This is a genomic window from Allobosea sp. 01N443 (assembly GCF_056399325.1).
Window position 1 is genome coordinate 58,736 of sequence record NZ_JBFTRC010000008.1, and the last position, 20,994, is coordinate 79,729.

The following is a 20,994-nucleotide window of genomic DNA, read 5'->3' on the forward strand; positions in this document are numbered from 1 at the left end:
GCTTGATCTGCAAGGCGGACGATCGATCAGCGACGATCGCCAAACAGCTGAAGCAGCATCTGGAACATGTTGATGAAGTTCAGGTAGAGCGACAGAGCGCCGTTCACCGAGAGCTTCGCAGCCGATTCGGCGTCCAGATCCGAGTAGAGATACATCTCCTTCAGGCGCTGGGTATCCCAGGCGGTCAGGCCGGCGAAGACCAGCACGCCGATCGCCGAGATGGCGAAAGAGAGCGCGCTCGAGGCCAGGAAGATGTTGACCACCGAGGCGATCACCAGACCGATCAGGCCCATGATCAGGAAGGAGCCCATGCCCGAAAGCGACTTCTTCGTGGTGTAGCCGGCAAGGCTGAGCGCGCCGAAGGCGGCGGCCGTGATGAAGAAGACCTGAGTGACCGACGCGCCGGTGAAGACGACGAAGATCGAGGACATCGACACGCCCATCACCGCCGCGAAGGCGAAGAACATGGTGCGCGCGGTCGAGGAGCTCATGCTCTCGGCCTTGAACGAGAAGAAGAAGATGAAGGCGAGCGGGGCCAGCATCACAACCCATTTGAGCGGGCTGAGATAAAGGGCCTGGCCGAGCGGGGTAAGTGCGGTGATCTTGCCTTCCGCCGAGACGCCGCCGATCGCGAGCATGCTGATGCCGAGGGCGGCAAGGCCGGTGATGGCCAGACCGATCGACATGTTGTTGTAGACGCCGAGCATGAACGAGCGCAGGCCCTGATCCATCTCGACGGCGCTGGTCTGCTGTGCGCGGCCGGCACCCCAGACTGGAGCATTGCGGTCGAAGTTGCTCATAGAGCGATTTCCCTCACAGGTAGAATTCCGGGGCGGACATCGCCTCCGCGATCTCCACCATCGCCCAAAATCGTGGCGACAACGCGGAATATGAGGGGGATTGAGCGACCTTACAAGAGGCCGCCATGGTTAAGAGCGCCGCCTGAATAGATCACGGGCCCCAGAATGATGCAATGCGGCGAACGCTCCATGTCTATCTCGGAGGCAAGAGCGACAGTTCTCATAAATTCCGCAGATGAGAAGCTGGCGCCTTCGATAGTATTTTTAGGGTTCCGAACAATCCGAACAGGACGGTGACCATGATCGCGGCAGTCGCAGCGAGGATCGCGCCGGTTGGATCGCTGACGAATTCTATCTTCATCACTTGGGTGACGACCCCCCAGCCTGCCAATGCGCCGGCGACAACGCCGAACAGGGCGGAGACAAAACCTATTCCGGCATATTCGAGGGCGTACGACGAAAGTATGAAGCGACGTGTCGCGCCGAGCGTCTTCAGGATCATCGCGTCGTATAGCCGCGCATGCTGCCCGGCCGCGAGAGCGCCTGCCAGGACCAGCAGGCTGGAGGCGATCGCCAGGCCCGAGGCGCCGCGAATCGCGGTCGCGAGCTGGCTGACGATGGTGTTGACCGCTTCGAGCGCGTCCTTCACCCGCACGGCGGTGACCGATGGGAATTCGACCGCCAGCCGGCGCAGCAGCTGCGCATCGGCGCCGGCCGTCGCGTCGGTCCCGGAGGTGACAGTTGCGAGATTGGTGTGCGGCGCGCCGGCAAAGGTGTTGGGCGAGAACACCATGACGAAATTGATGCCGAGCGAGCGCCATTCGATGGTGCGCAGATTGGCGATCCGCGCCGTGATGTTGCGGCCCAGCACGTTCACGGTGACGCTATCGCCGACCTTGAGCCCAAGCCCGGCGGCGATCGGCGCATCGAAGGAGACGAGCGGTTCGCCGCGGTAGCCTGCCGGCCACCATTCCCCGGCAGTGATGATCGAGCCCTCGGGCATGGTTTCCGCATAGGTGATGCCGCGATCGCCATCCAGGACCCAGGCTGCCTGCTCGGAGGCCTTGATCTGCTCGGCACGCACGCCGTTGAGACTGGTGATGCGGCCGCGCATCATCGGGACGCGTTCGAGCGTGGCGCCTGGCCTCGTTTCGGCGATGAAGCTGTCAAAGCGCGCGCTCTGGCCGTTCGGGATATCGAGGAAGAAGAAACTCGGCGCCTTGTCCGGCAGCGACTGGGTCAACTGCCGGGTGAGGCTGACATCGATGAAGGCGAGCGCCGAGAGCAGGGCGACTCCGAGGCCCAGCGAGAGCACGAGCGACGGCGTCAATGCGCCGGGGCGATGGGCATTGGCGAGCGCCATCCGCAGGGCCGGGTTCCGCGGTCGCGGGCTGCGGCGAGCGAGAGCCATCAGACTCCAGGCGACGAGGCGCAGCAGCAGGAAGATGCCGGCGGCCACGGCGATATAGATCAGTGCGATGCGGCGGTCATAGGCGAAGGCGACTGCGACGCCGACGAGGCCGATGAGAGCCGCAAGGAAAACACCGAGATAGACCAGCCTGGGCCGGCGCAGATCCGGCTCGATCTGGTCGCGGAACAGGGCCGAGACTGGCACGTCATGCGCCCGGCCGAGCGGCAATATCGCAAAGACCAGCGCGGTCAGCAGGCCATAGAGCGCCGCGATCACCAGCTCTCCTGGCGCCAATGTYGGCTCGAAGGGCAGGGGCAGCAGGTCGCGAAGCGCATAGCCGAGCGCGAAGGGCGCGGCGGCGCCCAGCAGAAGACCGATCGCGATGCCAAGCGCCGCAACGATCATGACCTCGGTCAGATGGATCGCGACGACATGCCCGCCGGTTGCGCCGATCGCCTTCAAGGTCGCGAAATCGAGCTTCTTGGCCTCGACGAAGCGGCGCACCGCATTGGCGACGCCGACACCGCCAACCAGCAGGGCGGTCAGTCCGACCAAGGTCAGGAACTGCGTGAAACGCTCGAGATTGCGCTGAAAGCTCGGCGCGGCATTGGCGCGCGAGCGGATTTCCCAACCAGCGTCCGGCTGTTGGTGACCGGCATCGGCGGTGAGGCGCTCGAGGGCAGCATCATCGGACGCCGTGGGGGGCAGCGAGACGCGATAGGTCCAGCGCACCAGGCTGCCCGGCTGGAGCAATCCGGTGGCACGCAATGCGTCCTGGGACACCAGAAGACGAGGACCGAAGCCGACGCCCGACGCGATCTTGTCCGGCTCTGAGACGAGGCTGGCGCGCAATTGCACGCGCGCGCTGCCGACCGAGATCGTGTCGCCGACCTTCAGGTCGAGGCGACCAAGCAGCACGGGATCGGCAATGGCGCCAAAGCTGCCATTGCTCTGGGACAGCAGATCGGAAAGCGGGCCAGCCGGCTCGCTGACGACCTCGCCGATGCTCGGATAGGCGGAATCCACCGCCTTGAGCTCGATCAGGGCCGCGCCCTTGTCGCCCGCATTGGCCATGCCGCGCATCGTGGCGATGGTCGAGAGGGCGCCACGTCCTTCGAGAAAGCTCCGCTCGACGGCGGTGGCCTCGCGATGGATCAGGCTGAAGGCGACGTCACCGCCGAGAATGCGTCGCCCTTCGCGATGCAATCCTTCCGTCAGGCCGCGCGACGCCGAGCCGACGGCTGCGATGGCCATGACGCCGAGAGCGAGACAGGCGATGAAGACGCCGAAACCGCGCAGGCCACCACGCAGATCGCGCCAGGCGAGCCGCAGGGCGAGTGCCGGGCCAAAAGGGGAGCGGGGAGGGGTGGCAGCGGTGGGCTTGACCGGAGCGTGCATGGCGAGGGCTCAGGCGACGGCGAGATCGGCATCGGCTTCGATCCGCCCGGCGCGCAGGCGCACCGTCCGGTCGCAGGCCGCGGCAAGCGAGAGGTCATGCGTGACCAGCACGAGGGTGGCGCCCCGCTCGCGGCGCAGCGCGAAGATCAGATCGACGATCGAGCGGCCGGTGCTCTCGTCGAGATTGCCGGTCGGTTCGTCGGCGACGAGAATGGCCGGATCAGGCGCGACGGCGCGAGCGATCGCGACACGCTGCTGCTCGCCGCCGGAGAGCTGGGCCGGATAATGGTCCATGCGATCGCCGAGCCCGACATTGCGCAGCTCGGCTTCCGCCCGGGCGAACGCATCGTCTGCGCCCGCAAGTTCGAGTGGCAGAGCGACATTCTCGCGCGCCGTCATGGTCGGAACGAGATGGAAGGACTGAAAGACGATGCCGATCTGGCGCCCACGAAAAACCGCAAGGCCATCTTCCCCGAGCTGACCAAGATCCTGGCCCGCTACCTTCACCAGTCCGGAATCGGGTCGTTCGAGCCCGGCCATCGTCATCAACAGGGTGGATTTGCCTGATCCCGAAGGACCGACCAGCCCGGTCGCCTCGCCGGCAGCCAGTGACAAAGAAACGCCCTTCAGGATATGGACGCGGGMGGCTGCACGCCCCAGACTAAGATGGACATCCCGCAATTCGATCGCCGGGGCTGACTTATCACTCATCGCCACATGATCCTGTCTTCAATGCCATCGACGCCGTCCATCCGCATCGCATCGCGATGGGGATGGGGTCTCGGCGCGTTGCGCCCCGCCGCCCGATATGGGCGCGGTCGCGCGCTTGTCCAATCATTTGCCCGTGCTTTTTGCGCTGCGGCCTTTTGGCTGGCGCTTTTGATGCTCCTTCCRGTTTCAGCCATGGCACAAGCCCAGACACCGCGCCCGCTCAAGCTTGTCGTGCTGGGCGACAGCCTCAGCGCCGGCTATGGCCTGCCAGCGAGCGCGGCATTTCCGGCGGTGCTGGAGCAAGCCTTGCGCCAGAAGGGACATGCCGTCGATATCGCCAATGCCGGTGTCTCGGGCGATGTCGCCCAGGGGGGCCTCGAGCGGCTCGACTGGTCGGTGCCCGACGGGACCGATGGTGTGATTGTCGAGCTTGGCGCCAATGACGCGCTGCGCGGTTTCGATCCGGCGGTGACGGAAAAAGCGCTCGAGGACATCATCACGCGGCTGAAAGTGCGCGGTATCCCGGTGCTGCTGGCCGGGATGTATGCGCCGCGCAATCTCGGCGCGGAGTACACCGGCCGTTTCGACGGGCTGTTCAGGGCACTCGCCGAGAAACACGCGCTGGTGTTCTATCCGTTCTTTCTCGAGGGCATTGCGGGCGATCGTGCGCTGAACCAGCCGGATCTGCTGCATCCGACAGCCGAAGGCGTGCGCGTCATCGTCGAGCGGATTCTGCCGACGGTCGAGCGTTTCCTGGAGACCATCCGCTCGAAATCCTGATCCCTTCCGTTCCGGACCGATGCGCCGCCACGGAGCAGGGCGTTCGCATCATGCCGGTCGGCCCGAAAATCGCTTCCCACCCCATGAGCGCCCCTGCGCGCAATCTCCGGAGTTGTCTGACCATGCAATATCGCCGTCTTGGGCGCACCGACCTCCAGGTTTCGGTCATTTGCCTTGGAACCATGACCTGGGGCCAGCAGAACACCGAAGCCGAGGGCCATGAGCAGATGGACTACGCTCTCGCGCAGGGCGTGAATTTCTTCGATACGGCAGAAATGTACTCGATTCCGCCGCGGCCGGAGACGCAGGGCTCGACGGAGCGGATCATCGGCAGCTGGTTCAAGGCGCGGAAGAACCGCGACAAGGTCATCCTGGCCTCCAAGATCGTCGGCCGCTCGGCCAATGACTGGTTCCGGGACGATCGCGGACCGACCCGCATCAACCGCAAGCAGATCTTCGAGGCGGTCGACAAGAGCCTGACGCGGCTGCAGACCGACTATATCGACCTCTACCAGCTGCATTTCCCCGAGCGTTCGATGCCGTGGGGCTCGAATCCAACACGCTTCAGCAAGGCTGCCTTCGAAACGCCCGATGGCGAGACGTCGATCGCCGAACAACTCGACGCCTTCGGCGAGATCGTGAAGGCCGGCAAGATCCGTCATCTAGGTCTCTCCAACGAGAGCGCCTGGGGCACGATGAGCTTCGTGCGCGATTCCGAAATGCGCGGGGGGCCTCGGGTCCAATCGATCCAGAATGCCTACAACCTGCTCAATCGCACCTTCGAGACGGGGCTGGCCGAGATCGCGATGCGTGAGCAGGTCGGCCTGCTGGCCTATTCGCCGCTGGCTCAGGGCTACCTCACCGGCAAATATCTGGACGGTGCCAAGCCGGCCGGCGCGCGCTCGACGCTGTTCAATCGCGGCCAGCGCTACGAGGCTGCCGGCGCGGAAGACGCGGTGAAGCGCTATATCGCGGTTGCCCGCGAGGCTGGTCTGGATCCGGCGCAAATGGCGCTGGCCTTCGTCAATTCGCGCCCATTCGTGACGGCCAACATCATTGGCGCGACGACAATGGAACAATTGCGGACCGATATCGGTTCGATCGCTGTCGCACTTTCGCCCGAGGTCGAAGCAAAGATCGACGCGATTCACCAATTGGTCGGAAACCCCTGTCCCTGAAGCAAGCGCGGCTCATGGCGGGGCGGGACTGCGAAGGTTTGCAGAGGTTTTCCTGCAGTCCATCGCTTTTCGTCTCGCCAGAGTCACAAAAACTTGGCACTGATTCGCCATGCCGAGGCTGTTCACAGCTCTGGAGATACCCGCCGAGGTCGCCTCGACGCTGACGCTGCATCGGGGCGGACTCGTTGGTGCGCGCTGGATCGAGCCGGCCGACTATCACGTTACCTTGCGCTTCCTCGGCGATGTCGACCGCCGCATGGCCCATGATGTCGACAGCTTTCTCGCCGATCTGCAGACGCAGCCCTTCGAGGTGACACTCGACGCATTGGGCAGTTTCGGGGGCGACAAGCCGCGCGCCGTGTTTGCGCGGGTGCAACCCAGTCGCCAGCTCAGCGAGCTCCAGGCCGATATCGAGCGCCTGATGCGCCGCCTCGGATTACCGGCGGAAGGGCGCAAATTCGTGCCGCATGTCACGCTTGCCCGGCTGCGCGATACCTCGCCTGTCGAGGTTGCGCATTATCTGGCGATGCATCCTATCGTCCGGCCGATCGCCTTCACGGCCCGGCGCTTCACCCTGATGTCATCGCGGGATTCGATCGGCGGCGGGCCTTATGTGCTTGAGGCCGCCTATCCGCTTGGCCCATCCTACCCCAACCGGCTGCCGCGAAGCGATTTCCAGCGGAGATGATCATGCGCAAGCGACTGAGTGCCGAAGCTCGCAACGAAGCGCTCATGACGCTGGTGGGCTGGAAACTGGTCGAGGGTCGTGAGGCCATCGCCAAGCGCTTCATCTTCCATGATTTCAATGAGGCCTTCGGCTGGATGAGCCGCGTCGCGCTCCTGGCCGAAAGGATGGACCATCATCCGGAATGGTCGAATGTCTACAAGACGGTCGAGGTGACGTTGGCTACGCATGATGCCGGCGGGCTGACCGAGCTCGACGTCAAGCTCGCCCGCGCCATGGACGCCATGGCCGGCTGATCAGCCAGCCCTGCCCCAGATCGCGACACGGCGCGCAATACCGGGTGGAAGTCGCTTGGCCGCGCTCTTCAGAACGGGCCGCAAGCGTTGGAAACCGACGCTGCAGGCGAGCCGCCCCTTGAGGGAGAGCGGCAGCAGGAGGTCGCTGACACCGGTCTGCCCGTCGGCGTGTTCGAGCTTGTAGGCATCCGACGGGGCCAGCAGGTCGAACACGGCATTGCCGCGTGCCCTGGCGCTGGCGAAGCTGTGATGAATCAGGATGCTGCCGACGCCGCCCCGCTCGAAATCGGGATGGGCTGCGAGGACATGGCCGAAGCTGCGGCCCTTGCAGTCAAGCGAGAGGTCGATGCCGACCGGGGCGCCATCGCAGCATATTGCGGAGACGCGCAGCGAACTCCCCCCGTCCGCATCTCCGGCAAAATCCCGAAAGAAGGCCGCGAAGCGAGGATCGTCGATCGTCGGCGCGACGGTGCCATGGCGCAGCAGCGAGGCTTGCTTGAACGCCACGGCGTCGCCGGCGAGGGCTGCGGCGGCGGGACCGGGCGGCGGCGCCTCGAAGCTGATCGTGCCGCGTTCCTCGAGCCGGCGCAGGCGCCGACGGTAATTCGAGCGCTCGCGGGCCGGGTAGGCGCTGCTCGGGCCGTTCGTGCCGACCCGCCAGACCAGATCGGCAAAGGGGGCGTTGAGCTGCTCGATCGGCATCGCTTCACCGAGCAGGCCGGAGGCGGCGAGAATGGAGTCTGCTCGCAGTTTGCGCGCCTCGAACAGATCGGCGCCCAGTGCGCGCACGGCGCGCCATGCTGCCCGCACCAGAGTATCGCGGTCGGGGCCGGGCTCGACGAGGATGTCACCGAACTGTGCGACCGGGATGCCCATGAAGCGGAGCGTCTCGAGGCTGCAGCGGCGCTGCCGGACGAGTGGCCAGATCATCGCAAGGACACCGTGGCGGCGTGCAATGACGATACTGAGCCGGCCATGCCCCTCGAGATAATGCGCGGCCCAGTGCTTCAGGAAGACGTGGCTCTGGAAGACCTGATGCGGCAGGGCCGCACGTGCAAAGAACGCGTCCCATTCCGGCTGGAGTGCGAGGAAACCATCGCGCTCGGTTATGACCTCTGTCGTCACGACTCCGCCGATCTCGGAGCCTTCCCGCCGCTTGCTCATCATTGGGCTCCGGCGCGCAGATGCGCGATCAGCCGCCTCGACCCTGTGATCGGGAAGCGGGCGAGATAGGGCAGGAGCAGCAGGGGGTGCCTGGCCGCGAAGGGCGCGTCATGCTCGACCATGTGGCGGATGGCGATGACAGGCAGAGGCGCGCGCAGCGGCCGGAAATCCGAATTCCAGAGGCCTGGCGCCTCCGACGTCGCATGCATCAGCCCGATCATGCGGTTGCGCCGCAGCGAGTAGAATTTGTGACGGTCCTGGACGCGCTTGAGCATGGCGATGCCGTCCGGGCTGTCGCATTTCGGAAAGCCGATGATCACCGTGCGGAAGTGCTGCATGCCGGCCTTGCAGGGGATGGCGTCGAGCGCACCGAAGCCGCTCCGAACCAGGGCGAAGGCCGCATCCTCATCCGTGGCGCGTTGATTGGAAATGCCGAGGCGGACCGTATCGAGCCGGGCCGCCTGGCGTGTGAAGGGGCAGACGGCGCCGGTCCTGCCGAGATCGGCATGACCTCTCATCAGATAGTCTTCGACCCAGGAGAGCAATGTCGCCAGTAGTGCATCCGGGGCGGCCTCACGCGCGGATTGGCGTGCAGCTTCGAGCGTCATGAGCCCACCGGGGCTGGCTCTGCTGCTCAAGGTCGCTGTCTCCGGCATCAATGCACGCTCCGGTTGCTGTTCCCTAGCGATAGCAAGCTCAAATTAGCGAAGGGTTGATGACGGCTCGCCCTGTTCGACAGCGGCGTTAGGATTCCCGAAAGATTTGCTCCAGCCGCAGCGCCCAAGCGCCTCCAGCATGTGCGAAGGCGGGGGCGCCTCGACTCTGACCGGCTCGCGCTTGCGATAGAGCGGAACGCTGACAGCGCGGGCATGGAGCTGGAGTCCAGGTCCGCCGTCCCGCGGCGCCGAGCCGTAGACTTCGTCGCCCAGCATCGGCCAGCCGGAGGCCGCGCAATGCACCCGCAATTGATGCGTGCGGCCGGTGAGCGGCTCGAGTTCGAGCCATGTCAAACCCTCCGCGCGACCCAGCACCCGATAACGGGTTTGTGAAGGCAATCCCTCCGGGTCGACCTTCATCCACCAGCCGCGTTCGGGAGAGCGCCTGGCGAGGGGCAGATCGATCATGCCTTCGTCGTCCTGCGGGGCGCCCTCGACGATAGCCCAATAGGTCTTGTCGATGCGGCCGTCGCGGAACAGCTGGTTGAGCTCGGCCATTGCGCGTGGGTGGCGGCCGAGGATGAGGCAGCCGGACGTATCCTTGTCGAGCCGGTGGGCGGCTTCTGGCCGTCGCGGCAGACCAAAGCGCAGGGCGTCGAGATAATCGGTCAGCACGGGAATGACGCGGCGCTTTGCCTGCGGGCCGCGATGCGAGGGCAGGCCGGCGGGCTTGTCGATCACCAGCATCATCGCGTCGCGATAGAGCAGTGGCACCGGCAGGGCGGCTTCTGGGGTCTCGCGCGAAATTGCTGGTTGATCCGGTCTGCTCATGGCATTGCGCTATCCAAACCAGCGGTGTGGCGCAACTCGGGCGCCTGGCCTGCAGGATGACGGGACGAGTGATGAGCGAGAGCGAACCGAAAAAGCGCGGCTTCTTTTCGAGGCTGTTCGGGCTGGAGCAGGAACAGTCCAAGCCCGCTCCTGAGAGCGCAGCCGAGCCCTCCCCGGATTTGCCGGATGCCGCAGCCGAGCCGGCTCCTGACGCTGTACCCGATGCCCCAATCGCCCCCGATCTGCTGATCGGCGAGGCTGCGCCCTTGCCGATCGCGACGCCGGAGGTTGAAGCCGAACCGGAGCCCGCGCCGGTTTCGCCCATGGCATCCGGACAGCCCGCGGAGCCGAGCCCGGCGCCGCAGCCGAAGCGCAGCTGGTGGCGCAGGCTGGCGGACGGGCTCTCCCGTACCTCCTCGGCGCTGACCACCGGCATCACGGAGCTCTTCACCAAGCGCAAGCTCAATGCCGCGACGCTGGAGGATCTCGAAGACATCCTGATCCAGGCCGATCTTGGCCTCGCCACCTCGGCGCGCGTCGCCAAGGCGGTGGGCGAGGGACGCTATGACAAGCAGATCGAGCCGGAGGAGGTGAAGGCCATCCTGGCGCGCGAGGTCGAGAGCATTCTGACGCCGGTGGCGCACCCCTTGACGATCGATGCCACGAAAAAGCCGTTCGTGATCCTGATGGTCGGGGTTAATGGCTCCGGCAAGACGACGACGATCGGCAAGCTGGCTGCGAAATTCCGTGCCGAAGGCAAGTCGGTGATGCTCGCTGCGGGCGATACGTTCCGCGCAGCTGCGATCGAGCAGCTCAAGGTCTGGGGCGAGCGCACGGGTGCGGAGGTTGTATTTGGTCAGCAGGGTGCGGATGCGTCGGGTTTGGCCTTTGAGGCGCTGCAGAAAGCCAGGGCCAACGGGGTCGATATCCTTCTCGTGGACACGGCCGGCCGGCTGCAGAACAAGGCAGGGTTGATGGACGAGCTCGCCAAAGTGGTGCGGGTGATCCGCAAGCTCGACGCGGAGGCGCCGCATGCAGCCTTGCTGGTGCTCGACGCGACGGTGGGCCAGAATGCGATYTCGCAGGTCGAGGCCTTTCGCGAGACGGCTGGCGTGACCGGGCTGGTGATGACGAAGCTCGACGGCACGGCGCGTGGCGGCATCCTCGTGGCGCTCGCCGCCCAGTTTGGCTTGCCGGTGCATTTCATCGGCGTCGGCGAGAGTGTCGAGGATCTGGAACCATTCTCCGCACGTGATTTTGCACGAGCGGTTGCTGGATTGGGAGAAGCCGCGTGAGCGAGAGTCTGGCCGGGACGACTAAGGACAAGGGCGTTAACCCGCTGCTCAAGCTCGGCCTCGAGTTCGGGCCGCTGGCCATCTTCTTTTTCGCCAACTCCTATGGCGACCGCCTGTTCGGCGTCGCCGAAGACCGGCGCATCTTTGTTGCGACCGGCATCTTCATCGTGGCGTCGCTTGTCTCGCTCGCCCTGTCGCGTGTGTTGCTCCACCATCTGCCGCGCATGGCGATCGTAAACGCGGTCGTGGTGACGGTCTTTGGTGGGCTGACGCTGGCGCTCGACGATGCCTTCTTCATCAAGGTGAAGCCGACCATCGTCAACACGCTGTTCGGCTGCATCCTGCTTGGCGGACTGTTCTTCGGGCGTTCGCTGCTGGCGCTGGTGCTCGAAACTGTCCTGCAGCTCGACGAGGAGGGCTGGCGCAAGCTCACCTTCCGCTGGGGCCTGTTCTTCTTCGTCCTTGCCGCGTTGAACGAGATCGTCTGGCGTACGCAGACGCAGGATTTCTGGGTCGCCTTCAAGGTCTGGGGCGTGATGCCGCTGACCATGGCCTTTGCCCTGGCTCAGACGCCGCTGATCCTGAAGCATGAGATCAAGCCGCCAGCGACGCCCGGAAAATAGGGCGTCCCTGCAAGGGGCGGCACGGCTGCCCGCTGCGTTGTGGCCTCGTCCGCCAGCGATGAAGAGGCTGGCGCCATGTTCTGCGCCGCGCTCCCTTGAGCCTCGGGCGTAAGCACGAGGCGGCGACGCGATGCGGTGGGACCTCTACCGCGACAAGACGGGTGCAAGGTCTTCAGGATTATTTGACGCAGCGCGCTATTTCGGTGCCAGCCGGATCGCGCCATCGAGGCGGATTGCCGTGCCGTTCAGCATGTCGTTCTCGACGATGCTCCTGACCAGCGCGGCATATTCGGCGGGGCGGCCGAGGCGCGAGGGATGCGGGATCGAGGCTTCCAGCGCCTGGCGATAGTCGTCCGGTACCGACGCGAACATCGGAGTCTCGAACAGGCCGGGCATGATCGTCATGACGCGGATGCCAAGCTGGGCGAGGTCACGCGCGATCGGCAGGGTCATGCCGACAATGCCGCCCTTCGAGGCGGAATAGGCCGCCTGGCCGATCTGGCCATCCTCGGCCGCGACCGAAGCCGTGCAGATGAAGACTCCGCGCCCGCCATCGGGCGTGACCGGTGGCTCCGCGGCGAGTGCGAGCGCCGAGCGTGCGATCATGCGGAAAGTGCCGGCGAGATTGACGGCGAGCGTCTTCTCGAAGGTCGCGAGGTCGTGGGCCACGAGTTCGCCGGTCTCCCGCTTCTTCGAGACGACACGGCGGCCCGGGGCGATTCCGGCGCAATTCACCAGGATGCGCTCGATGCCATGCGCCTGACGAGCCGTGAGCAGGGCTTCGTCGACCGAGGCATCGTTCGAGACATCGCAAAGGGCAAAGATGCCGCCGATTTCGCTCGCCACCTGTTTGCCGCGCTCGGCATTCATGTCGAAGATGGCGACCTTCGCGCCCTGGGAGGCGAGCATGCGTGCGGTGCCTTCGCCGAGGCCGGACGCGCCGCCGGTGACGACGGCCGCGATGGACGAATCGAGCTTCATGTCAGGTCCCTGTTCGCAAAAATGGCTGGACCAGCCTTAATCCGCGCCATCGGCCGCTCCAAGGACGATTCTTGGCGCAACCCTTGTGCAGCCTTGCGTCCGGGGCCACATTTTCGGCGTGGGAAATGTGTATTCCGCACTGGGCCGGGGTTTTCAGGTCCTTCCACGGAGTGAGGAATGAGCGAGGGTTTCAGTTCGMGTTTCAGCGCCGAAGAGATGGCGGCGATCCGGCGGAGCCTGCGCGACGAAGCGCGTTTCGGCGCCGATCTGATGAGCCTTCTCAAGCGGGTCGCCAAGCGCATCCCCTTTGCCGAGGATCTGCTGGCAGCCTATTTCTGCACCCGCGATCCGGCGACGCCCCGGCGTGTCCGGCTGACATTGCTGGCCGCGCTCGGCTATTTCGTGCTGCCGATCGATGCGATTCCCGACATCATGCCGATCCTTGGCTTTAGCGACGATGCGGCCGTGATGGCGGCTGCGATCGCCGCGGTCGCGGGGTCGATCACGCCGGAGCATCGCCAGAAGGCGCAGGACACGCTGGCGGGGCTTTGAGCCCCGTTCAGGGCGTCAGGACGATTTTGCCCTGCGCCTTGCGATCCCCGATCATCGCAAACGCTTCCGCAGCGCGTTCGAGCGGGAAGGTGGCGTGGACATGGGCGCTGATGCGCCCGGCTGCGGCCCATTCCAGCAGTCGTTCCATGTTGCGGCGATGCGCCGCCGGTTCGCGCGCGACGAACTCACCCCAGAACACGCCGCGCAGGTCGCAGCTCCTGAGGAGCAGCAGGTTGAGTGGAATCTTCGGGATCGCGCCGCCGGCAAAGCCAACAACGAGGTAGCGCCCCTCCCAGGCCATGGCGCGCAATGCCGGCTCGGCGAGATCGCCGCCAACCGTGTCGTAGAGCACGTCGACGCCACGATTCTCCGTCAGGCGGCGCAGGCCCGCCTTCACATCCTCGATGCTGTAGTCGATCTCCTCCTGGGCGCCATGTTCACGTGCCAGCGCCAGCTTCTCCGGCGATGAGGCGCAGGCGATGACATGGCCGCCGAGCAAGGCGCCGATCTCGACGGCGGCCAGGCCGGCGCCGCCGCCTGCGCCGAGAATGGCCAGTGTTTCGCCGGCCTTGAGCCCGGCGCGCTGGATGAGACCGTGCATCGCGGTGCCATAGGTCACGAAAAGCCCGGCGGCCTGCGCGTCATCAAGGGTATCCGGCACGCGTACGATCGCCCGAGAGGAGACCGCGACCTTTTCACGCGCTCCACCATGCCCGAGCCATACGGCGACACGCTCGCCGATGCGCCAGCCTTCGACATCGCGGCCGATCGCGCTGATGATGCCCGCGCATTCGCCTGCTGGCGAGAAGGGCAGGGGCGGCTTGGTCTGGTAGCGATTCTGGATGATCAGCGTGTCGAAGAAGTTCAGCGCCGCCGCCTTGACGGTGATGACGACCTCGCCTGGGCCCGGCTTCGGATCGGGCAGTTCACGGATCACCAGGTTTTCTGCCGGCCCGTGGGTCTCGCAAAGCAGTGCTTTCATCTCGTCGCACCGTCCTCAGCCTGGCTTGTGCCCGCGATACCATCCGGACAACGCTGGTCACCGCCTGTTTCCCGGCGGATTGTGCCACGGCCCCGGTGCGGACGGAACCTTGTTCGCGGCAGCGTCATATTCGCATTTTCGCCAGGATCGTGACATCCTATGGTTCAGGCATTCTTGAGATTCCGCGCAAAATGCTTCGGAAATAGAGATGCTGTTAACATTTCTGCTGATTGATGGCGGTCGATGATTCTCAACTACTTCCGAACCGGCGTCACCGCCACCCGGCATGCGAAACTGGCTTCGGCGCTGGTCGCGCTGGCTTTGCCGTTTCTGATTTCCCCGGCCCAGGCGCAGCGAGCGCCTGCTCCGGCCCAACGCGCTGCGGCTTCGGGCCAGGCCCAGGCGATGCTGCTCGAGACGGCCGGAAAGTGGCAGGCTTTCTCGTCGCAGCAGGGGCGATCCAAGGTCTGCTACGCGCTTTCCAAGGCGGAAACCCGCATTCCCGCCAATCTCAAGGATGTCGAAGGCATGCTCTTCGTCTCCAGCCGCCCCACCGAAGGGGTGCGCAACGAGATCAGCCTGGTGATGAATTTCGACCTCAAGGAAGATGTCGAGCATCAGGCGATCATCGGCAATGAGCGCTTCGCGCTGGTCGCAAAGGGCCAGAACATGTGGCTCAAGAACCCGGCTGAGGAAGGCCGCATGCTCGACGCGCTGCGCAAGGGCGCGAGCCTCGAGGTCAAGGGCATGTCGAAACGCGGCAATCCGACCAGCGACAAATATTCGCTCGCCGGCCTCAACCAGATCGTCAAGCGCGCCGAAGACGCCTGCAAGTAGCGCGGGCAGGCGGCGCATTTCCGCCGATTTCGCGCTTTATGCGGATTATGATATGAGCCCGCTGAGCGCGGGCGCATGATGCCCGCTTGAGCCCGAGTTCCGATGTCCCTGTCCGTCCCTGCTTCCCCCGCTCCGGCGGCCGAACCCGTTTTGCGACCTGCCTCGCTGGTCGGGCGCACACGCGCCGGCCTGTCCGATGCGCTGGCTGAAATCGGCGTTTCCGAGAGGGAGCGACGCATGCGCGTCGGCCAGCTCTGGAACTGGATCTATCATTACGGCGTCCGCGATTTCTCCGCGATGACGACGATCAGCAAGGTCTTGCGCGCTGCGCTGGCCGAGCGCTTCACGCTCGATCTGCCGGAGGTTACAGCCGAGCAGGTCTCGAGCGACGGCACACGCAAATGGCTGCTGCGGATGCCTCCGGTCGGTGCACGCGATCGCGGTGCCGAGATCGAATGCGTCTATATCCCCGAGGTCGACCGCGGCACGCTCTGTGTCTCGAGCCAGGTCGGCTGCACGCTCAGCTGCACCTTCTGCCACACCGGTACGCAGCGCCTGGTGCGCAACCTCACCACCGAGGAGATCGTGGCGCAGCTGATGGTGGCGCGCGATCGTCTCGGCGACTTCCCCGGGCGCACCCCGCCCGAGGGTGCCTTCGTGCCGAATGATGGTGGCCGCTTCGTCTCGAACATCGTCTTCATGGGCATGGGCGAGCCGCTCTACAATTTCGACGGCGTCCGCGATGCGATCGACGTGATCTCGGACAATGAGGGCTTATCACTCGGCCGTCGCCGCATCACGGTTTCGACCTCCGGCGTGGTGCCGCAGATCGAAGCGCTCGGCGCGGAGATGGGCACGATGCTGGCGATCTCGCTGCATGCCGTGCGCGACGACCTGCGCAATGAACTGGTGCCGCTGAACAAGAAGTATCCGATCCGCGACCTGCTCGAAGCTTGCCGCAACTATCCCGGCCTGTCGAACGCCAAGCGCATCACCTTCGAATACGTGATGCTGAAGGGCGTCAACGACAGCGATGCCGAGGCGCGCGAGCTCGTCAGGCTGCTCAAGGGCATTCCGGCCAAGATCAACCTGATCCCGTTCAATCCCTGGCCCGGCACGCGCTATGAATGCTCTGACTGGGACCGGATCGAGCGCTTCTCCGAGATCGTCTACCGCGCAGGCTATGCCTCGCCGGTGCGTACGCCACGCGGGCGCGACATCCTCGCCGCCTGCGGCCAGCTCAAGAGCGAGACTGAAAAGCTCTCGGCGCGTGCCCGGCTGATGCTGGAGCAGAGCGAGGCCGAAGCTGCGGCGCTGGCGGGCTGACATATGCTGCGTTGGCTGCTGTTGATTCCATTCGCGTTGCTCGTTGCGATGGGATCGGGGATGTTTGCCCTGCTCATCGCCAGCGTGGTTTCGCCTGACATCGCCCTGCTGATCGGCGGCGGCTTCGAGCGCCTGCTCACAGCGCTCTTCGCCCAGGCCGAGAGCGGCTTCGATCCCGGCCCCACGGCGGAAGCTGCCTTCACACTGCTCGGCCGGCTGGGCTTTGCAATCATGGTCGCGCCGGCCGTGCTCGTYGCTATCGGCTCCGAGCTCTTCCGCATCCGCAGCGGGCTCATCCAGAGCGTGCTGACAGGCATGCTCGCGGCGCTGCTGCCGCTCGCCATGCTGCGGCTTTCACGCGCACCGACGGCGAGCGAGACACAGATCATCGCAGCGCTGTTCCTGGTCGGGGCCGCGACCGGCTTCGTCTACTGGCTGATCGCGGGACGCGGCGCGGGTGGGGAGCGCCCGCCGCTCGGGCAGGCTTAGCGCCTGCTGTGTGTCTCGGGCGCAGCGCCGACCCGAGACACTCCGAAGCCGATGAGGCCCGGAATTCGCCCGGATGTGCCGGACCCGCTACATCATCAGACCGGATATCGTATCCGGTCCGATGATCTAACCTTCTGTGTTTGCATCGGCTTTTCCGAAAACCGCAATCCACTTTTCGGGCCGATGCTTTAGTCGCCGATCGCCACGCCCTCGCGCCGGCCATCGGCTCCCCCGACAAAGCCTTCAGGGGTCTTGACGATCGCCTGGATGCCGGAGGTCATTTCCAGCAGCCTGACCTCATGGCCCTTGGCCTCGAGCGCTGTCTTCCAGGCCTCGGCCTCAGTGCCCTTTTCAAGCTCGGTGGGGCCATTGCGGCTGCCGAAATTGGCGAAGTCGACGGCGGCTTGCGGATCCATCTTCCAATCCAGCAGGGCGACCAGCGTCTTACCGACAAAGCCAATGATCTGGCTGCCGCCGGGGGAGCCGACCACGGCGTAGAGGCGGCCAAAGGCATCGAACACCAGGGTCGGCGCCATCGACGAACGCGGGCGCTTCCCGCCCTCGACGCGGTTGGCGACGGGCTTGCCCTCCTCCTCCGGAGCGAAATTGAAATCGGTCAGCTCATTGTTGAGCAGAAAGCCGCCCTTGGTCATCTGCCGCGAGCCGAAGCCATCCTCGATCGTCGTAGTCATTGAGACCGCATTGCCGTCGGCATCGATCACCGAGATATGGCTCGTGCCGTTCTCGATGCCGTCCGAGGGGGCAAAGAGCTGAGCCCGCTTGTTGGGAGGATCGCCGGCTTTGGCGCGGCCCATCGACTTGTCGGGACTGACGAGCCCGGCGCGCGAGCGGATGTAATCGCGGTCGATCAAGCCGCTGACGGGCACGCTGACGAAGGCCGGGTCGGCGAGGAAGAGCGCGCGATCGGCGAAGGCGAGGCGACCTGCCTCGCTGAACCAGTGTGCACTTTCGGCAGAAGGGCCGAGCCGGGCCATGTTCTGGGTTTCGAGGATGCCGAGCATCTGCTGGACGGCGATCGCGCCGGAGCTCGGCGGCCCCATGCCGCAAATCCGCCAGACCCGATAGGAGCCGCAGACGGCCTCTCGCTCTTCGACCTTGTAGGCTTGCAGATCGGCCAGCGTCATATCGCCGGGGTTGGTCTTGTGACCGGTCACGGTCGAGACGATGTCCTCGGCGATCGGCCCGGAGTAGAAGGCGTCGGACCCTCTCTCGGCGATGGCACGAAGTGTTGCGGCGAAGGGCGGATTCTTCAGGACCGTGCCGACCGCCTTGGCCTTGCCGTCCGGCTCGTAGAAATAGGCGAAGGCGCGCGGGTCCTTTGCGAGATTTGTCTCACCGGAAAGCAGGCCGTTGAGGCGCGGAGAGATGGTGAAGCCCTCTTCCGCCAGCTTGATCGCGGGGGCCATGACGGTGGCCCAGGGCAGTCTGCCCCAGCGCTTGTGCGCCTCCTCCAGCAGCTTGACCGTGCCGGGCACGCCGACCGATCGTCCGCCGACGACGGCGTCGATGAACTTCATCGGCTTGCCGTCGGCGCCGATGAAGCGGTCGGGCCTGGCTGCCTGGGGAGCCCGCTCGCGGCCGTCCAGCGTGACGAGTGCTCGTCCGGCCTCGTCCCAGTGCACGAAGAAGGCACCGCCACCGATGCCCGAGCTCTGCGGCTCGACCAGATTGAGAACGAGCTGGATCGCGATCGCAGCGTCGGTGGCGCTGCCGCCGGCGCGCAGGATCTCGCGGCCGGCGCTGGCAGCGAGCGGATTGGCGGCCGCCGCCATGTAGCGCTGCGCGGTGCCGACGGCTTTGGCGATGCGGCCGGTCGCAGCTTCGGGCGCGGGTGCAAGGGGCTGTGAGGCCGCTCCTCCCGCCCAAAGGGCACTGGCTGCGGCCAGCGCAAGGAGGGTTGATCGTCCGGCGGAGCGTGATGTGGAGAAGGAGAGGTTCATTCTGGCGATCTCCCGCTGCAGGCTGACGCCCATCCCAGCAGTGGAAGGGCTGCGGTGCAAGGCCCGGATAACGCAACGGGTGATTGTACGAGCTGCCTTTCACCCGCTCGAGCGGAGCGCTAAGCTCCGAATCGATCGCTCGATCATTGCCAAAAGGGGCATCGACATGTCGTTCGCGCTCTCCACCGTTCGTCGCCGCAGCCTTGCGCTTGCGGCCGTCACCCTCTTCGGCCTTATGCTCGCGGGCTGCGGTATCAACAATGTGCCGACACTCGAGGAGAGGGCCAAAGCGGCCTGGAGCGAGGTCCAGAACCAGTATCAACGCCGCGCCGACCTGATCCCCAATCTGGTCGAGACCGTGAAGGGCTATGCCTCGCAGGAGCGCGAGGTGCTGACCCAGGTGATCGAGGCGCGCGCCAAGGCGACGCAGGTCAAGGTCGACGCGTCGACCATCACAGATCCCGCGAAGTTCAAGGAGTATCAGGATGCGCAGAATGCCCTGACGGGCGCTCTGGGACGGCTCCTGGTCACGGTCGAGCGCTATCCTGAGCTCAAGTCGAACCAGAACTTTCTCGCCCTGCAGTCGCAGCTCGAAGGCACCGAGAACCGTGTTGCGGTAGCCCGGCGCGACTACATCCAGGCGGTGCAGAGCTTCAACACCGAGATCCGCACCTTCCCCGGCGTGATCTGGGCGCGGCTGTTCTGGGGCGCCAAGGCGATGGAAACCTTCTCCGCGGCGGCGGGCGCGGAGAAGCCGCCAGAGGTGAAGTTCTAAGCGGGCCCCGGGGTGCCCCGGCTCGCTCACCGAACAGGTCGGGTAGCCCCTCTTCCAGAAGGGAGAGGGGTTCTCCGTTATCTCTCCCTGTTGCTTGTCCTGCTCTGGGCCGGCTTCGCGMTTGCGGCCGATCCCAATTTTCCTGCCCTGACCGGCCGCATCGTCGACAACGCCAATCTGCTCGATGCCGCGGCGCGCAGCCGCATCGAGCAGAAGCTGCAGGCCCATGAGGCCAAGACCAGCGATCAGGTCGTGGTTGCGACCGTGCCGTCGCTCCAAGGCTACGCCGTCGAAGATTTCAGCAATCGCCTGTTCCGGCACTGGCAGCTCGGCGAGAAGGCCAGGAATAACGGCGTGCTGCTGCTCGTCGCGCCGAACGAGCGCAAGGTCCGCATCGAGGTCGGTTATGGGCTGGAGGGCGCGCTCACGGACGCGCTCTCGAAGGTCATCATCACCACCGCGGTGGCACCGAAATTCAAGACGGGTGATTTTGCCGGCGGCATCGAGGGCGGCGTCGACGCGATCCTAAGCATTCTGGCTGGAGATGCCGAGGAATGGCAGCGCCGCGCGACCGTCCGCAGTGACGAGAGCAGCTTTGGGGAGGATGTTGCCGTCATCCTGGTGATGTTCTTCATCTTCATCGTCGTGGTCAGCATCCTGCGTGGGCTGAACCAGCAAGGCGGCGGGCGCGGACACCGGATGCGCGATGGCCGCTGGGTGACGCTGCCGCCGACCAGCTCCGGCTGGGGGACGGGTTCCGGTTCCGGCTGGGGCGGTGGCGGCGGCTGGGGTTCGGGTTCGGGCGGCGGCTTTTCAGGCGGCGGGGGCTCGTCCGGCGGCGGCGGTGCTTCTGGGAGTTGGTGATGGATACGCAAGACCAGGAGGCGATCGCGGAAGCGGTGCGGCAGGCGGAAAGCCTGACCTCCGGCGAGATCGTCGTGGTGATCGACCGCGCTGCAAGCAGCTACCGCACCGTGCCTTTGGTGATGGCACTGGTGCTGGCGCTGTTCGTGCCCTGGCCGTTGCTGATGCTGACGGCAACCAGCGCTCCGCGAATCTTCCTGATCCAACTCGTCTGCGCTGCGACTTTGATGGTGACGCTGCTCTGGTATGGGCGCGGTGGGCGATTCGTGCCTGGCTTCATCAAGCGCCGGCGGGCCCATGACGTTGCGCTGCGCGAGTTCACCGCACGCGGCCTTACCCGCACGCGTGGGCGCACCGGCGTCCTGCTCTACATCGCCCTGCAGGAGCGCTATGCCGAAA

21 protein-coding genes and 1 pseudogene are annotated in these 20,994 nt (G+C 65.4%); 13 read left to right on the forward strand and 9 right to left on the reverse strand.

Translation table 11 applies throughout. The annotated features are described in order from the left end of the window. Positions 1-26 precede the first annotated feature (26 nt). The 3 genes from AC1DRP_RS04230 to AC1DRP_RS04240 form a co-directional block, all read right to left on the reverse strand. Entirely contained in the window at positions 27-800 is a 774-nt protein-coding gene (locus AC1DRP_RS04230) for a Bax inhibitor-1/YccA family protein (RefSeq protein WP_441493295.1), read from the reverse strand. Positions 801-1,020: 220 nt separating this feature from the next. After that, complete coding sequence (locus tag AC1DRP_RS04235) at positions 1,021-3,609, reverse strand: ABC transporter permease (RefSeq protein WP_476767862.1); 2,589 nt, start codon at positions 3,607-3,609, stop codon at positions 1,021-1,023. Positions 3,610-3,618: 9 nt separating this feature from the next. Next, positions 3,619-4,320, reverse strand: coding sequence for an ABC transporter ATP-binding protein (locus AC1DRP_RS04240; RefSeq protein ID WP_476767863.1), 702 nt, complete (start codon positions 4,318-4,320; stop codon positions 3,619-3,621). A gap of 192 nt (positions 4,321-4,512) precedes the next feature. On the opposite strand from AC1DRP_RS04240, the gene AC1DRP_RS04245 reads away from it, so the two are divergent. The 4 genes from AC1DRP_RS04245 to AC1DRP_RS04260 all read left to right on the forward strand — a co-directional run bounded on the left by AC1DRP_RS04245 (position 4,513) and on the right by AC1DRP_RS04260 (position 7,259). Further along, the gene (locus tag AC1DRP_RS04245) at positions 4,513-5,100 is read left to right on the forward strand and encodes an arylesterase (RefSeq protein WP_476767864.1); all 588 of its coding nucleotides are present in this window, start codon (positions 4,513-4,515) and stop codon (positions 5,098-5,100) included. 122 nt (positions 5,101-5,222) lie between these two features. After that, positions 5,223-6,278 (forward strand): aldo/keto reductase, encoded by a 1,056-nt coding sequence (locus tag AC1DRP_RS04250; RefSeq protein WP_476767865.1) that lies wholly within the window; start codon positions 5,223-5,225, stop codon positions 6,276-6,278. Positions 6,279-6,387: 109 nt separating this feature from the next. Next, entirely contained in the window at positions 6,388-6,966 is a 579-nt protein-coding gene (thpR, locus tag AC1DRP_RS04255) for an RNA 2',3'-cyclic phosphodiesterase (protein ID WP_441493299.1), read from the forward strand. A 2-nt stretch (positions 6,967-6,968) separates the two neighbouring features. Next, positions 6,969-7,259, forward strand: coding sequence for a 4a-hydroxytetrahydrobiopterin dehydratase (locus tag AC1DRP_RS04260; RefSeq protein ID WP_043237017.1), 291 nt, complete (start codon positions 6,969-6,971; stop codon positions 7,257-7,259). On the opposite strand, the gene AC1DRP_RS04265 is transcribed toward AC1DRP_RS04260, so the two are convergent. The 3 genes from AC1DRP_RS04265 to AC1DRP_RS04275 all read right to left on the reverse strand — a co-directional run bounded on the left by AC1DRP_RS04265 (position 7,260) and on the right by AC1DRP_RS04275 (position 9,910). Then, positions 7,260-8,423, reverse strand: coding sequence for a GNAT family N-acetyltransferase (locus AC1DRP_RS04265; RefSeq protein WP_476767866.1), 1,164 nt, complete (start codon positions 8,421-8,423; stop codon positions 7,260-7,262). Next, positions 8,423-9,061, reverse strand: coding sequence for a DUF6875 domain-containing protein (locus tag AC1DRP_RS04270; RefSeq protein ID WP_476767867.1), 639 nt, complete (start codon positions 9,059-9,061; stop codon positions 8,423-8,425). The genes AC1DRP_RS04265 and AC1DRP_RS04270 overlap by 1 nt, the downstream gene beginning before the upstream one ends. Positions 9,062-9,124: 63 nt before the next feature. Continuing rightward, positions 9,125-9,910, reverse strand: a complete 786-nt coding sequence (locus tag AC1DRP_RS04275) for an RluA family pseudouridine synthase (protein ID WP_441508242.1) — start codon at positions 9,908-9,910, stop codon at positions 9,125-9,127. A 71-nt stretch (positions 9,911-9,981) separates the two neighbouring features. Here AC1DRP_RS04275 and ftsY point away from each other — a divergent pair, with 71 nt between their 5' ends. Continuing rightward, the gene (gene ftsY / locus AC1DRP_RS04280) at positions 9,982-11,205 is read left to right on the forward strand and encodes a signal recognition particle-docking protein FtsY (RefSeq protein WP_441508243.1); all 1,224 of its coding nucleotides are present in this window, start codon (positions 9,982-9,984) and stop codon (positions 11,203-11,205) included. Next, positions 11,202-11,828 carry a septation protein A gene (locus AC1DRP_RS04285; RefSeq protein ID WP_244523403.1) on the forward strand — a complete coding sequence of 209 codons (627 nt, stop codon included), beginning with the start codon at positions 11,202-11,204 and terminating at the stop codon, positions 11,826-11,828. Before ftsY ends, AC1DRP_RS04285 begins: the two co-directional genes overlap by 4 nt. A gap of 195 nt (positions 11,829-12,023) precedes the next feature. Here the strand turns inward: AC1DRP_RS04285 and AC1DRP_RS04290 are convergent, their stop codons facing one another. Further along, positions 12,024-12,809: an SDR family NAD(P)-dependent oxidoreductase gene (locus AC1DRP_RS04290; RefSeq protein ID WP_441493305.1), complete on the reverse strand. Its 786-nt coding sequence runs from the start codon at positions 12,807-12,809 to the stop codon at positions 12,024-12,026. Between the two features lie 177 nt (positions 12,810-12,986). Between AC1DRP_RS04290 and AC1DRP_RS04295 the strand changes: the two genes are divergently transcribed. Next, positions 12,987-13,361 (forward strand): YkvA family protein, encoded by a 375-nt coding sequence (locus AC1DRP_RS04295; RefSeq protein WP_476767868.1) that lies wholly within the window; start codon positions 12,987-12,989, stop codon positions 13,359-13,361. A gap of 7 nt (positions 13,362-13,368) precedes the next feature. Here AC1DRP_RS04295 and AC1DRP_RS04300 read toward each other — a convergent pair whose 3' ends face one another. Further along, on the reverse strand, positions 13,369-14,343 hold the full coding sequence (locus AC1DRP_RS04300) for an NADPH:quinone oxidoreductase family protein (RefSeq protein ID WP_441508244.1): 975 nt from the start codon (positions 14,341-14,343) through the stop codon (positions 13,369-13,371). A 243-nt stretch (positions 14,344-14,586) separates the two neighbouring features. Here AC1DRP_RS04300 and AC1DRP_RS04305 point away from each other — a divergent pair, with 243 nt between their 5' ends. The 3 genes from AC1DRP_RS04305 (at position 14,587) to AC1DRP_RS04315 (ending at position 16,995) form a co-directional block, all read left to right on the forward strand. Continuing rightward, the gene (locus AC1DRP_RS04305) at positions 14,587-15,180 is read left to right on the forward strand and encodes a hypothetical protein (protein ID WP_084651246.1); all 594 of its coding nucleotides are present in this window, start codon (positions 14,587-14,589) and stop codon (positions 15,178-15,180) included. Positions 15,181-15,282: 102 nt separating this feature from the next. Next, positions 15,283-16,506, forward strand: coding sequence for a dual-specificity RNA methyltransferase RlmN (gene rlmN / locus AC1DRP_RS04310; protein WP_441508245.1), 1,224 nt, complete (start codon positions 15,283-15,285; stop codon positions 16,504-16,506). Between the two features lie 60 nt (positions 16,507-16,566). Beyond that, positions 16,567-16,995 (forward strand): hypothetical protein, encoded by a 429-nt coding sequence (locus tag AC1DRP_RS04315; RefSeq protein ID WP_476767869.1) that lies wholly within the window; start codon positions 16,567-16,569, stop codon positions 16,993-16,995. A gap of 188 nt (positions 16,996-17,183) precedes the next feature. Here the strand turns inward: AC1DRP_RS04315 and ggt are convergent, their stop codons facing one another. Next, entirely contained in the window at positions 17,184-18,956 is a 1,773-nt protein-coding gene (ggt, locus tag AC1DRP_RS04320) for a gamma-glutamyltransferase (RefSeq protein WP_476767870.1), read from the reverse strand. A 166-nt stretch (positions 18,957-19,122) separates the two neighbouring features. On the opposite strand from ggt, the gene AC1DRP_RS04325 reads away from it, so the two are divergent. The 3 genes and pseudogenes from AC1DRP_RS04325 to AC1DRP_RS04335 all read left to right on the forward strand — a co-directional run. After that, on the forward strand, positions 19,123-19,731 hold the full coding sequence (locus AC1DRP_RS04325; protein WP_441508247.1) for a LemA family protein: 609 nt from the start codon (positions 19,123-19,125) through the stop codon (positions 19,729-19,731). Between the two features lie 90 nt (positions 19,732-19,821). Further along, positions 19,822-20,595 carry a TPM domain-containing protein gene (locus tag AC1DRP_RS04330; RefSeq protein ID WP_476767871.1) on the forward strand — a complete coding sequence of 258 codons (774 nt, stop codon included), beginning with the start codon at positions 19,822-19,824 and terminating at the stop codon, positions 20,593-20,595. Then, a pseudogene (locus AC1DRP_RS04335) lies at positions 20,595-20,994 on the forward strand (TPM domain-containing protein); the annotation flags it as partial. The gene AC1DRP_RS04330 and the pseudogene AC1DRP_RS04335, both read left to right, overlap by 1 nt.